This window comes from Streptomyces sp. NPDC104313 (assembly GCF_055583985.1).
In genome coordinates, this window is record NZ_JBVJMW010000003.1 from 190,238 (window position 1) to 203,284 (window position 13,047).

The window sequence follows — 13,047 nt, forward strand, 5'->3', positions numbered from 1 at the left end:
GGCGGCGGGGGGCCGTTTTTCCCGGGCAAATTCGGCCGCCGGGTGGGGGCGAGGGGCGTTGTTTCACGTGAAACAACGCCCCTCGCCGCATCCGGCGGCCGACTACTGGTGGGCGTCGACGCGTCGTCGGCGGAACATCGTCACCGCGACCACCGCGTACAGCACCGACACGACGGCCACGACGGCGACCGATCTGCCGTCCGGCGGGAGCATGAGAGCCGCCACCCCCGCGGCGCTCACGAATGCGACGTTGAAGAGCACGTCGTAGAGCGAGAAGACCCGACCGCGGAAGGAGTCGTCGACCGAGGTCTGCACCACGGTGTCGGTCGCGATCTTCGACCCCTGGGTCACGACGCCGAGGACGAACGCGGCGATCAGCATCGGGAGGGGGGCGAAGGAGAGGCCCAGGGCGGGTACCAGGACCGCTGCCGCGCCGGCGCAGCCCACGATCCAGCCGTACCGGCCGAGCCGACCCACCGCCCATGGGGTGAGAACGGCGGCGACGAAGAATCCCGCACCGGACACCCCGACTGCCAGGCCGAGCAGGGCCAGCCCGGCGGACTCGGTGTCCGACCAGGCGTAGCGGCACAGCATGAGCACCATCACGGTGAGTGCGCCGTAACAGAAGCGGATCACGGTCATCGCGGCCAAGGCCCCGGCCGCTTGTCTCCGCTGTGCCAGATGGTGCAGCCCGGCGACGAGTCCGCGCGCGGTGACGGCCAGAGTGGTCCGCAGTCGTAGAGGGCTCCCATCGGTGTCCGGACCCAGCAGGGTGCGGGGCAGACTCAGGGAGGCCAGCGCGGAGAGCAGATAGAGCATCGACCCCAGCAGGACGACCGCCGCGTCGGACTCGTCGGCCACCAGTCGTACGGCGAACGCGAGGCCGCCTCCCGCGGTGGCCGCCAGGGTGCCGGCGGTGGGGGACAGGGAGTTGGCGACGACGAGGCGATCGGTGTCGACCACCCGGGGCAGGGCGGCGGAGAGGCCGGCCAGCACGAAACGGTTGACGGCGGTGACGCAGAGGGCCGAGGCGTAGAAGAGCCAGTCGGGCACCGAGGCGAGGATCAGCAAGGCCGTGGAGCAGGCCAGAGCGGCCCGCAGGAGGTTCCCGTAGAGGAAGACCTGGCGTCGGGGCCAGCGGTCCAGCAGCACCCCCGCGAAGGGCCCGATCAGGGAGTACGGCAGGAGGAGCACCGCCATCGCCGAAGCGATGGCGGCGGCCGACGTCTGTTTCTCGGGGGAGAAGACGACGTACGCGGCGAGGGCGACCTGGTAGACGCCGTCGGCGGACTGGGACAGCAGCCGCACGGTGAGCAGGCGGCGGAAGTTCCGCAGGCGCAGCAGGGTGCGCAGATCACGCGCGACAGACATGGAAGCAAGCGTCACACACGGCGGGGGTCCGCGGGTGGATTGCCCGGGAACCCCCGATGTGCGGCAGGAAGAGGTGAGCGTCCGCTCAGCGCTCCGGTGAGGCTGTCAGCCGAGAAGGCCGGTTCAGCTCTCGGTGTCGCCGTTGATGAACCTCTCGACGTTCACGCGGGCCTCGTCGTCGAAGTACTGCACCGGCGGGCTCTTCATGAAATAGCTCGAAGCCGACAGGATCGGGCCGCCGATGCCGCGGTCCTTGGCGATCTTCGCCGCACGGACGGCGTCGATGATGACACCGGCCGAGTTCGGGGAGTCCCACACCTCGAGCTTGTACTCCAGGTTCAGCGGAACGTCGCCGAACGCGCGGCCCTCGAGGCGCACGTACGCCCACTTGCGGTCGTCCAGCCAGGCCACGTAGTCCGAGGGGCCGATGTGGACGTTGTCCGCGCCGAGCTCACGGTCACGGATCTGCGAGGTGACGGCCTGCGTCTTGGAGATCTTCTTGGACTCCAGGCGCTCACGCTCGAGCATGTTCTTGAAGTCCATGTTGCCGCCGACGTTCAGCTGCATCGTGCGGTCCAGGATGACACCCCGGTCCTCGAAGAGCTTCGCCATCACGCGGTGCGTGATGGTGGCGCCCACCTGGGACTTGATGTCGTCGCCGACGATCGGGACACCGGCCTCGGTGAACTTGTCCGCCCACTCCTTGGTGCCGGCGATGAAGACCGGGAGAGCGTTGACGAACGCGACCTTGGCGTCGATGGCGCACTGCGCGTAGAACTTCGCAGCGACCTCGGAACCGACGGGCAGGTAGCAGACGAGAACGTCGACCTGCCTGTCCTTGAGGACCTGGACGACGTCGACCGGGGCGTCCGCGGACTCCTCGATCGTCTCGCGGTAGTACTTGCCGAGACCGTCGTGGGTGTGTCCGCGCTGGACGGTCACGCCCGTGTTCGGCACGTCCGCGATCTTGATGGTGTTGTTCTCGCTGGCGCCGATGGCGTCCGCGAGGTCGAGGCCGACCTTCTTCGCGTCGACGTCGAAGGCGGCGACGAACTCGACGTCACTGACGTGGTAATCGCCGAACTGGACGTGCATCAGACCGGGCACCTTGCCGGCCGGATCGGCGTCCTTGTAGTACTCGACGCCCTGCACCAGCGAGGCGGCGCAGTTGCCCACGCCTACGATGGCTACGCGAACCGAACCCATTCCGGTTGCTCCCTGTGTAATCGGTGTTTCCGATGAAGTCGCCGCGGAGTGCGATGACTTCACTTGGCGGTGTCGTCGGACGGATCCGGCCGGGTGTTGTCCCGAAGCCGGGGCAGGCCGCCCGTCTCTCCAGGTGTGTTCTGCTGAGCAGAGCCCTCGGGCGAGGATCGTCGCTGATCCCGTCCCGACCGCTCGCTCTCGATGAGCTCGTTCAGCCAGCGCACTTCGCGCTCCACGGACTCCATGCCGTGTCGCTGCAGCTCAAGTGTGTAGTCGTCGAGTCGTTCACGGGTGCGGGCGAGGGAAGCGCGCATCTTCTCCAGGCGCTCCTCCAGCCGACTGCGCCGGCCTTCGAGCACCCGCATCCGCACTTCGCGCTCGGTCTGGCCGAAGAAGGCGAAGCGCGCTGCGAAGTGCTCGTCCTCCCAGGCGTCCGGACCGGTGTGCGACAGCAGTTCCTCGAAGTGCTCCTTACCTTCTGCCGTCAGCCGGTAGACGATCTTCGCCCGGCGTCCCGTCAGCGAGGAGGACGCAGCGGTCGGGCGCCCGGTGACCGGCGCGGCGTCCACGGGGTCACCGGCGGGCTCCTCGATCAACCAGCCGTTGGCAACCAGCGTCTTGAGGCAGGGATAGAGCGTTCCGTAGCTGAACGCACGGAAGATCCCCAGCGAGGTGTTGAGGCGTTTGCGCAGCTCATAGCCGTGCATCGGCGATTCGCGGAGCAGGCCGAGAACGGCGAACTCGAGGATGCCGGAGCGTCTGCTCACGGTGCCGCCTCCCTCTCCCGCTGCTTCCGTCGGCACAGTCCACCGGAATCATCGGTGCACTTATGCCGTGCTGATGTATCGACTCGATACATCAGCACGATAGATCGCTCCGACCTATTCGACAAGGGTGGTCTTCGTGAACGGCGTCACATCGACAATTCCCAGGGTTCGACTTGCGTTGTTTGGGGTGAAGTTCGGCCCTAGGTGGGTTTTGACCGTGCGTAGTCTGTGCGGGATGCAGACCACCGGGAACCGCGAGGCGCTTTCGCGCGTCAGTCATCGCGGACTGCCGGATGTACTGCGGGTGAGCCTTCCGCAGTGGCTTGTCCGTAATTCGGGGGGACCGGATCTCAACTGCCGCTTCCAGGCGCTCTCGCCTGCCCGAGGAGTAGTCGTTCCATGAGCGAGCACCGTCGCAAAACGCCTCAGCCACAAGGCGGCGGGCGTGCCGCGGCCAGACGAGCCGCCCAGCAGCCGACCGGACGCCGAGCAGTCCCGTCACGCAGAGCCACGCCGTCATCACCTTCCGAATCGCCGTCCGAGTCGCACGGCGAGCAGCCTCAGTACGGTAGCCGCGCCGAGGCGCGCCGTGCGGCCCAGAAGGGCGGCCGGCGCCGGGGCGCCGATGCCGGGGGCCACGGCGCGGGAGGCGGTGGCCGGCGCCGCGGGGGTGGGGGTTCCGACGGCCCGGGGGGCCGGGGGTATGACCACGGTGACCCCGGCAAGAAGCGCGTCATCGACTACCCGCGCCACGGCAAGTACGGGTTCCGCCGCTGGGTGCCCTCGTGGAAGCTGGTGTCGGGGCTCTCTCTGGGGTTCCTCGGCGTGCTGATGGGCGTCGGGGGTATCTCTTACGCCTTGGTGACCAAGCCGAACATCAACGAAGCGGCCGAGGCGCAGAACAACGTCTACTACTGGGCCGACGGCACGCAGATGGTGGCGACCGGTGGCGCGGTCAACCGGCAGATCCTCAAGTACGAGCAGATCCCGGTAGAGATGCGCAACGCCGTGATCTCGGCGGAGAACAAGAGCTTCGAGTCGGACAACGGCATCGACCCGAAGGGCATCGGCCGTGCCGTGCTCAACATGGCCACGGGTGGTGAGACCCAGGGCGGCTCGACCATCACCCAGCAGTACGTGAAGAACTCCATGCTCACCCAGGACCAGACGCTCAAGCGGAAGTTCCAGGAGCTCTTCATCACGCTCAAGGTCGCCGGTGAGGACGACAAGGAAGACGTGATGGCGGGCTACCTCAACGTCTCCTACTACGGACGTGGGGCCTCGGGGCTGCAGGCAGCGGCGCGCACGTACTACAACAAGGACGCGGGCGATCTGAACGCGAGCGAGTGCGCCTTCCTGGCCACCCTGCTCAAGGGCGCGAGCTACTACGACCCCGCCGGCGCGATCGACATCGACAAGAACAACGCGACCCCGCAGAAGAACACCGAGCGGGCCAAGGAGCGTTGGGAGTGGATCCTTGACGAACAGGTCAAGGACGGGCGGATGACGGCGGAGGAGCGCGCCAAGTTCAAGAAGTTCCCCATGCCCCTCGAGCGCAAGAAGGACGCCAAGCTGGGTGGCCAGACCGGCTACCTGGTGGACCTCGCCAAGAAGTACTTCCTCGCCAACAACGACCGCGACATCGACGCCAAGAAGCTCGAACTGGGCGGCTTCGAGATCCACACCACCTTCCAGAAGAAGCGGGTGCGGGAGCTCGAAGCAGCGGTGAACAAGGTCTACAAGGCCAAGATCCGTCCCAAGGAGCGTCCCGAGACGGACACGCACGTCGAGTTCGGCGGAGCCTCCGTGGACGCGAAGACCGGCGCCATCATCGCCACGTACGGCGGTCAGGACGCCACGACGCACTTCACGAACAACGCGGATGCCACGGGCGCCCAGGTCGGTTCCACGTGGAAGCCGTTCGTGCTGGCAGCGGCCATGCAGTACGGCGTGCGCGATCCGTCCGGCGGGAAGGAGCAGAGCGAATCCCAGCGCACGCAGGTCTCGCCGGAGAGCATCTACAACGGCGACAACAAGCTGCGGATCAAGGACTACACGGGCAAGATCTGGCTGAACGAGAACGACGAGGAATGGCGCCAGACCAACGACGGCGACGAGAACTACGGTGAGATCGACCTGCGGACGGCCATGGAGAAGTCCGCCAACTCCCCGTTCGTGCAGCTCGGCATGGACGTCGGGACGGACAAGGTCAAGGACGTCGCCGTCGCCTCCGGCCTGAAGGACGACGATTTCATGGCGAACGCGACGGTCCCCTCGTTCTCCATCGGCACCTCGTCGCCCAGCACCATCCGCATGGCGGGCTCCTACGCCACCTTCGCCACGAGCGGTCAGCAGAACGACACGTACTCGGTGACCGAGGTGAAGGAAGGGGGCGTGACCGTCTTCCAGCACAAGAAGAAGCCCAAGCGCGCCCTCAGCCCGGTGATCGCCGACAACGTGACCGACGTGCTGAAGAACGTCGTGGAGAACGGAACCGGCGAGCCCGCCCGGCTGGAGGGCCGTGAGGCCGCGGGCAAGACCGGTACGACGGACGGCAACCGGTCCGCCTGGTTCGTCGGGTACACGCCGCAGGTCTCGACGGCCATCAGCATGTTCCGGCTCGACGACGACGAGACGAACGAAGAGCGCGAGTTCGAGAAGATGTTCGGCACCGGTGGCGAGGAGAAGATCCACGGAAACTCGTTCCCGGCCTCCATCTGGCACGACTACATGACCGGGGCGATGAAGGGCAAGAAGGCCATCTCCTTCCCGGAGCCGAAGGACATGGGTGATGTCGTGTGGGGCGGTGGCGCGGTCAGCCCGAGCCCGACGCCCAGTCCCACGCCTTCGCCGACGCCCTCCGAGGAGAAGCCGTCCCCGACCCCGACGCCCACCAAGACCACTCCGAGTCCGACGCCGACGCCGAGCAAGACCTGCGGCATCTTCGACCCGAACTGCCAGGAGGCCAACGGCGGGGCGAACGCGGGAGCGGACGGCGGAGGCCAGAACGCCGGGGCGGACGGTGGCGGCGACAACACCGGAGCCGACGGCGGGGGCGACAACACCGGAGCGACCGACGGCGGTGACAACGGCGGCGCCCAGGGAGCGAACGGCGAACCGGGCGGAACCGGCTCCATCTGGGGCAACAGCGGATAGCCGGACTGCCGGTCCTGATCTCCACGGGCCTGCCAGGCAACGCGGCGAGGGCCGCCGTACCCACCCGGGTGCGGCGGCCCTCGCCGCGTTCCCGGCGGCGGCATGCGGTAGCCCGGATCCGTGCCCGTGTCCCCCGGGCGGTCCTTGCCCCGGGCACAGCCCCGTACGGCAGGATGTGCGGCATGCCAAGCCCCAGCGCAGAAGACACGAGCGTGCAGCAGGAACGGCCCGTCGTGCGGCCCACCGATCAGGATGAGGTCGCGGCGGCCGGCAGCGAGCTGTTCGGTGGCCGGGTGGGACGCTGGGCGCGGCTCGGCGACGGTCCGCTCACACCCGTGCGCGTCGTCGCGCTGGTCATGATCGGAATGTTTGCCCTCGGCATGGTGCAGAAGATCCCCTGCTACGAATGGGCCTGGTTCCGCGGAGCCACCTCGCAGTACACCCACGCCTGTTACTCCGACATTCCGCACCTCTTCATGGGGCGCGGCTTCGCCGACGGTCTCGTGCCGTACTTCGACCGGTTGAGCGGCGATATGCAGTACCTGGAGTACCCCGTGCTGACCGGGGTGTTCATGCAGGTGGCGGCCTGGCTGACACTGACGCCCGACAGCGACCCCATCCAGCAGCGCGAGCAGATGTACTGGATGGTCAACGCGGGCATGCTGATGATCTGCGCGGTGGTTATCGCCGTGTGCACCGTCCGCACGCACCGCCGCCGCCCCTGGGACGGCCTCCTGGTCGCGCTGGCCCCCGCGTTCGTCCTCACCGCGACCATCAACTGGGACCTGCTGGCCGTCGCCCTGACGGCCGCGGCGATGCTCATGTGGTCCCGGGGCCGGGTGCTCGCGTTCGGTATCCTCATCGGCCTTGCTACGGCCGCCAAGCTCTATCCCGTTCTGCTGCTCGGCCCGCTCCTGGTGCTCTGCTGGCGGGCGGGCAGGTGGCGCGAGTTCGGGACGGCTCTGCTGGGCGCGGGGGCGGCCTGGCTGGTGGTGAATCTGCCGGTGATGGTCTTCGCCCCCGAGGGATGGCGGAAGTTCTACACCTTCAGTCAGGAGCGGCCCATCGACTTCGGCTCGTTCTGGCTGATCATCACGCAGCGCACCGGCAAGCCCATCGATGTGGAGACGGTCAACACCGCGTCGGTCGTCCTGATGGCCGTGTTCTGCGCGGGCATCGCGGGCCTGGCGCTCTCCGCCGCACGCAGGCCGCGCTTCGCCCAGCTGGCGTTCCTGGTGGTAGCCGCGTTCATCCTGACGAACAAGGTCTACTCACCGCAGTACGTGCTCTGGCTGATCCCGCTGGCCGTCCTGGCCCGCCCCCGCTGGCGCGACTTCCTCATCTGGCAGGCCTGCGAGGTCATGTACTTCCTCGGGATCTGGTTCTACCTCGCCTACACCAGCGACGGGGACAAGCACCAGGGGCTGCCGCAGGAGGGCTACCAGGTCGCGATCGCCCTGCACCTGCTGGGCACGCTGTACCTGTGCGCGCTGGTCGTCCGGGACATCCTGCGACCGGAGAAGGATCCGGTGCGCTGCGACGGGTCGGACGACCCGTCGGGCGGTGTCCTCGACGGGGCTCCGGACACGTTCGCGCTGGCACCCGAGGCCCGTTCGTCCGGGCACAGGACCTCGACGGTCACGGGACCTCAGGTGGAGTGGGGCGCGGCGCCCACCCGGGACGGCTGACCCGGGGCCCGCACGGCCGCTCAGGGCCGCGCCCGGACGGTTCAGCGGTCGACGAGCCGGTCGTACTGCGTGGTGGTGTGGCGCAGGTGGGCGACCAGCTCGTCACCGACCCGCGGCTCCTGGGCGTCCGAGGGCACGAACAGGATCGATACCTGCATGTGCGGCGGCTCGGCGAACCACCGCTGCTTGCCCGCCCAGACGAACGGCGACAGGTTGCGGTTGACCGTGGCCAGGCCGGCGCGGGCGACGCCCTTGGCCCGCGGCATCACGCCGTGCAGCGCCTTGGGCGCCTCCAGGCCGACCCCGTGGGACGTACCGCCGGCCACGACGACCAGCCAGCCGTCGGACGCGGCCTTCTGCTGGCGGTAGCCGAACCGGTCACCCTTGACGACGGGGGTGACGTCCAGGACGGCCCCCCGGTACTCGGTGGCCTCATGGTCGCCGAGCCAGAGCCTGGTCCCGATACGGGCGCGGAAGCGGGTCTGCGGGAACTGCTGCTGGAGCCGGGCCAGCTCCTCGGCGCGCAGATGGCTGACGAACATGGTGTGCAGCGGCAGCCGGGCCGCGCGCAGCCGGTCCATCCAGCCGATGACCTCCTCGACGGCGTCGGAGCCGTCGGTGCGGTCCAGCGGCAGGTGCAGGGCGAAGCCTTCGAGCCGTACGTCCTCGATCGCCGCGTGCAGCTGCCCGAGCTCCTCTGCCTTGACGCCGTGGCGCTTCATCGAGCTCATGCACTCGATGACGACCCGGGCGCCCACCAGGGCGTGCACCCCGTCGACGGAGGAGACGGACCGGATGACTCGGTCCGGAAGGGGTACGGGTTCCTCACCGCGCCGGAACGGGGTGAGGACGAGCAGGTCGCCGCTGAACCAGTCCTTGATCCGGGCTGCCTCGTAGGTCGTCCCGACGGCGAGGGTGTCGGATCCGAAGCGGATCGTCTCGTCGGCGAGACGCTCGTGGCCGAAGCCGTAGCCGTTGCCCTTGCAGACGGGTACGAGACCGGGGAACTGGTCGATCACGGACTTCTGGTGCGCCCGCCAGCGCACGGTGTCGACGTAGAGGGAGAGCGCCATGGCCGGCCCGGGACCTTTCTGGTGGCTGCGGTGAATCAGGAACGAACGGTGTGTGCCGAGATGTGTGCGGCCCAGATCTGCGGTGAAGCGGATCAGCGGCGCGACATGTAGATGTCGAGCGCCTTGTGGAGCAGCTTGTTGAGCGGGAAGTCCCACTCGCCGACGTACTCGACGGCCTCGCCGCCGGTGCCGACCTTGAACTGGATCAGGCCGAAGAGATGGTCGGTCTCGTCCAGCGAGTCGCTGATCCCGCGGAGGTCGTAGACGGTCGCGCCCATCGCGTAACTGTCGCGCAGCATGCGCCACTGCATCGCGTTCGACGGCCGGACCTCGCGCCCGATGTTGTCGGAGGCGCCGTAGGAGTACCAGACGTGTCCGCCGACGACGAGCATCGTGGCCGCGGAGAGGTTCACGCCGTTGTGCCGGGCGAAGTAGAGGCGCATCCGGTTGGGGTCCTCGGAGTTGAGGACGGTCCACATGCGCTGGAAGTACGAGAGGGGGCGCGGCCGGAAGTGGTCGCGCACGGCGGTGATCTCGTAGAGCCGTTGCCACTCGGCCAGGTCCTCGTAGCCGGCCTGGACGACCTCGACGCCGGCCTTGTCGGCCTTCTTGATGTTGCGGCGCCACAGTTGGTTGAAGCCCTTGAGGACGTCCTCGAGCGAGCGGTTGGCCAGCGGCACCTGGAAGACGTAGCGGGGCTGTACGTCACCGAACCCGGCGCCGCCGTCCTCGCCCTGCTGCCAGCCCATCTTCCGCAGCCGGTCCGAGACCTCGAAGGCGCGCGGTTCGATGTGCGTGGCCTCGACGTCGCGCAGGCGCTTCACGTCCGGGTCCTGGATGCCGGACTTGATGGCCGCCGAGTCCCAGCGGCGGATGACCACCGGCGGGCCCATCTTCACGGAGAAGGCGCCCTGCTGCTTGAGGTGCGCGAGCATCGGCCGGAGCCAGTCGTCCAGGTTCGGCGCGTACCAGTTGATGACCGGGCCCTCGGGGAGGTACGCCAGGTAGCGCTTGATCTTGGGCAGCTGGCGGTACAGGACGAGGCCGGCGCCGACGATCTCGCCGTTCTTGTCGAACCAGCCCAGGTTCTCCGAGCGCCATTCGGTCTTCACGTCAGCCCACGCCGGGACCTGGCAGTGACTGGCCGAGGGCAGGCTCTGGATGTACGCCAGATGCTGCTCTCGGCTGATGGTCCTCAGGGTCAGGCTCATGCGGGGCGCTCCTCGGCAGGTGTGTCCCCATCGGTCAGGGGCTCCGGCTCTCGCGCCGAAGCCTACTGTGACCGAGGGGCGCCCGGCCTGGTCCCGGGGGCCAGGAGCGCCCGGCGGACCGGCGCGGGCACCCGGGTGCCCGCGCCGGCCGGTGCTCCGGTCAGGTGATCACGCCGCCGAAGAGACCGCCGTGGGCCATTCCGAGGAAGAAACCCACCGCGGACGCGCCTAGTCCGATGATCAGGCCGAACCGTTCGCCGGTGGTCCTGGAGACGTACATCCCGTACCCACCGGTCAGGATGCCGACGAGCCCGGCCCACGAGCTGATCAGGTGCAGGTGGTGGAACATCGCCGTCACGAAGGCGAGAGCGCCCAGCACGAGGGTGACAGCGAGCAGGGTGTCCTGGAGCGGGTGCGGCCTGCCGTCCGACGCGAGGAGCGAGCCGGTGGCGGGTCGGATGGTCTGTGCCATGGAGTACCTCCTGGCCGGACGGATGGGCGGGTGGATCCAGCGCCATTCGCACCGCGGCGGGTGTAGCGCCTCTCACACCGCATCTGTATCGATTGTGCCCTCTGAGCTCCTGATTTCAACCGGAAGCCGGTCTACGGGTAGTCTGTACGGTCTGCACCGGTGTCTGCCCAGGCCGGCACGGCGAACCTCCCCCCGAACCCCGTCTCCGGGATCGTTCGGGAGCGGATTGTCAGTGCTGAGTGTTCTCCTCGGGAACACCGTTGCAATACGCATCACGACCCTCCTGCCACGGAACGACCGTGGCCGCTGAGTCCAAAGGAGGTGGGTTCCACATGCGTCACTACGAGGTGATGGTCATCCTCGACCCCGATCTCGAGGAGCGAGCAGTCTCCCCGCTGATCGAGAACTTCCTCTCCGTCGTCCGTGAGGGCGACGGAAAGGTGGAGAAGGTCGACACCTGGGGCCGTCGTCGGCTCGCCTACGAGATCAAGAAGAAGCCCGAGGGCATCTACTCGGTCATCGACCTGCAGGCCGAGCCTGCGGTCGTCAAGGAGCTCGACCGCCAGATGAACCTGAACGAGTCGGTCCTCCGGACCAAGGTCCTCCGTCCCGAGATCCACTGAGCATCTAGCTCAGCGGTTTTCGGGTCCGAGTAGCAGCAAGCAGCCAGAAGCAATCCCCGCCGAGAGGTTCACCCATGGCAGGCGAGACCGTCATCACGGTCGTCGGCAATCTCGTCGACGACCCCGAGCTGCGCTTCACCCCGTCCGGTGCGGCGGTCGCGAAGTTCCGTGTCGCGTCCACTCCCCGCATCTTCGACCGGCAGACCAATGAGTGGAAGGACGGCGAAGGCCTGTTCCTCACCTGCTCGGTCTGGCGTCAGGCGGCGGAGAACGTCGCGGAGTCGCTTCAGCGAGGCATGCGCGTCGTCGTGCAGGGCCGCCTGAAGCAGCGGTCCTACGAGGACCGTGAGGGCGTCAAGCGCACGGTCTACGAGTTGGACGTCGAGGAAGTCGGCCCCAGCCTCAAGAACGCCACGGCCAAGGTCACCAAGACCACCGGTCGCGGTGGCCAGGGCGGCCAGGGTGGATACGGCGGCGGCCAGCAGGCCGGCGGCAACTGGGGCGGCGGTCCCGGTGGCGGCGGCCAGCAGGGCGGCGGCGGTGCACCCGCCGACGACCCGTGGGCGACCGGCGCGCCGGCAAGCGGCCAGGGCGGCGGGGGACAGCAGGGCGGCGGAGGCGGCTGGGGCGGAAGCTCCGGCGGTTCCGGTGGCTCCGGCGGTGCCTCTGGCGGCGGCTACTCGGACGAGCCTCCCTTCTAGGGCTGCTCGTACCCCCACTTCTTGATCACACAGGAGAAACACCATGGCGAAGCCGCCTGTGCGCAAGCCTAAGAAGAAGGTCTGCGCGTTCTGCAAGGACAAGACCCAGTACGTGGACTACAAGGACACGAACATGCTGCGGAAGTTCATTTCCGACCGCGGCAAGATCCGTGCCCGCCGCGTCACCGGCAACTGCACGCAGCACCAGCGTGACGTCGCCACGGCAGTCAAGAACAGCCGTGAGATGGCGCTGCTGCCCTACACGTCCACCGCGCGATAAGGGAAGGGTGACAAGAGCATGAAGATCATCCTCACCCACGAGGTCTCTGGCCTCGGTGCCGCCGGCGACGTCGTCGACGTCAAGGACGGGTACGCCCGCAACTACCTGGTTCCGCGTGGCCTCGCCATTCGCTGGACCAAGGGCGGCGAGAAGGACGTGGCGCAGATCCGCCGCGCCCGCAAGATCCACGAGATCTCGACGATCGAGCAGGCCAACGAGATCAAGGCCAAGCTCGAGGGCGTGAAGGTCCGTCTGGCTGTTCGCTCCGGCGACGCCGGCCGTCTCTTCGGCTCCGTGACCCCGGCCGACATCGCCTCGGCGATCAAGGCTGCCGGTGGTCCCGACGTCGACAAGCGTCGCGTCGAGCTCGGCTCGCCGATCAAGACGCTCGGCGGGCACCAGGTGTCCGTCCGTCTGCACCCCGAGGTCGCAGCGAAGCTCGGCGTCGAGGTCGTTGCTGCCTAAGGGCAGAGCTCAGCTGAGTCAGTGAAGGGCCGCA

The 13,047-nt window shown here is 68.1% G+C and carries 12 protein-coding genes; 6 read left to right on the forward strand and 6 right to left on the reverse strand.

Features of this window, described 5'->3' with window-relative positions; translation table 11 throughout:
* Positions 1-102 precede the first annotated feature (102 nt).
* The 3 genes from ACZ60Q_RS07910 to ACZ60Q_RS07920 form a co-directional block, all read right to left on the reverse strand.
* On the reverse strand, positions 103-1,371 hold the full coding sequence (locus ACZ60Q_RS07910; protein ID WP_469629982.1) for an MFS transporter: 1,269 nt from the start codon (positions 1,369-1,371) through the stop codon (positions 103-105).
* A 123-nt stretch (positions 1,372-1,494) separates the two neighbouring features.
* Positions 1,495-2,577 carry an inositol-3-phosphate synthase gene (locus ACZ60Q_RS07915; protein WP_469629985.1) on the reverse strand — a complete coding sequence of 361 codons (1,083 nt, stop codon included), beginning with the start codon at positions 2,575-2,577 and terminating at the stop codon, positions 1,495-1,497.
* 59 nt (positions 2,578-2,636) lie between these two features.
* Positions 2,637-3,344 carry a PadR family transcriptional regulator gene (locus ACZ60Q_RS07920; protein WP_469629988.1) on the reverse strand — a complete coding sequence of 236 codons (708 nt, stop codon included), beginning with the start codon at positions 3,342-3,344 and terminating at the stop codon, positions 2,637-2,639.
* Positions 3,345-3,743: 399 nt separating this feature from the next.
* Here ACZ60Q_RS07920 and ACZ60Q_RS07925 point away from each other — a divergent pair, with 399 nt between their 5' ends.
* Together ACZ60Q_RS07925 and ACZ60Q_RS07930 are read left to right on the forward strand one after the other, a co-directional pair.
* Positions 3,744-6,500 (forward strand): transglycosylase domain-containing protein, encoded by a 2,757-nt coding sequence (locus tag ACZ60Q_RS07925; RefSeq protein WP_469629990.1) that lies wholly within the window; start codon positions 3,744-3,746, stop codon positions 6,498-6,500.
* A 173-nt stretch (positions 6,501-6,673) separates the two neighbouring features.
* Entirely contained in the window at positions 6,674-8,188 is a 1,515-nt protein-coding gene (locus ACZ60Q_RS07930; protein WP_469629993.1) for a glycosyltransferase family 87 protein, read from the forward strand.
* Between the two features lie 41 nt (positions 8,189-8,229).
* Here ACZ60Q_RS07930 and ACZ60Q_RS07935 read toward each other — a convergent pair whose 3' ends face one another.
* From ACZ60Q_RS07935 to ACZ60Q_RS07945, 3 genes are all read right to left on the reverse strand, one after another.
* A complete protein-coding gene (locus tag ACZ60Q_RS07935; protein WP_469629995.1) occupies positions 8,230-9,261 on the reverse strand; it encodes an alanine racemase in 1,032 nt (343 codons plus the stop codon).
* A 92-nt stretch (positions 9,262-9,353) separates the two neighbouring features.
* The gene (locus ACZ60Q_RS07940) at positions 9,354-10,472 is read right to left on the reverse strand and encodes a lipid II:glycine glycyltransferase FemX (protein WP_469629998.1); all 1,119 of its coding nucleotides are present in this window, start codon (positions 10,470-10,472) and stop codon (positions 9,354-9,356) included.
* 160 nt (positions 10,473-10,632) lie between these two features.
* Positions 10,633-10,944 carry a hypothetical protein gene (locus tag ACZ60Q_RS07945; protein WP_469630001.1) on the reverse strand — a complete coding sequence of 104 codons (312 nt, stop codon included), beginning with the start codon at positions 10,942-10,944 and terminating at the stop codon, positions 10,633-10,635.
* Positions 10,945-11,276: 332 nt separating this feature from the next.
* Between ACZ60Q_RS07945 and rpsF the strand changes: the two genes are divergently transcribed.
* The 4 genes from rpsF to rplI all read left to right on the forward strand — a co-directional run bounded on the left by rpsF (position 11,277) and on the right by rplI (position 13,013).
* Positions 11,277-11,567, forward strand: coding sequence for a 30S ribosomal protein S6 (rpsF, locus tag ACZ60Q_RS07950; RefSeq protein ID WP_018957345.1), 291 nt, complete (start codon positions 11,277-11,279; stop codon positions 11,565-11,567).
* Between the two features lie 74 nt (positions 11,568-11,641).
* Positions 11,642-12,268: a single-stranded DNA-binding protein gene (locus ACZ60Q_RS07955; protein WP_469630004.1), complete on the forward strand. Its 627-nt coding sequence runs from the start codon at positions 11,642-11,644 to the stop codon at positions 12,266-12,268.
* Between the two features lie 43 nt (positions 12,269-12,311).
* A complete protein-coding gene (gene rpsR / locus ACZ60Q_RS07960; RefSeq protein ID WP_003967857.1) occupies positions 12,312-12,548 on the forward strand; it encodes a 30S ribosomal protein S18 in 237 nt (78 codons plus the stop codon).
* Between the two features lie 18 nt (positions 12,549-12,566).
* Complete coding sequence (gene rplI, locus ACZ60Q_RS07965; RefSeq protein ID WP_469630006.1) at positions 12,567-13,013, forward strand: 50S ribosomal protein L9; 447 nt, start codon at positions 12,567-12,569, stop codon at positions 13,011-13,013.
* The last annotated feature ends 34 nt before the right edge of the window (positions 13,014-13,047 follow it).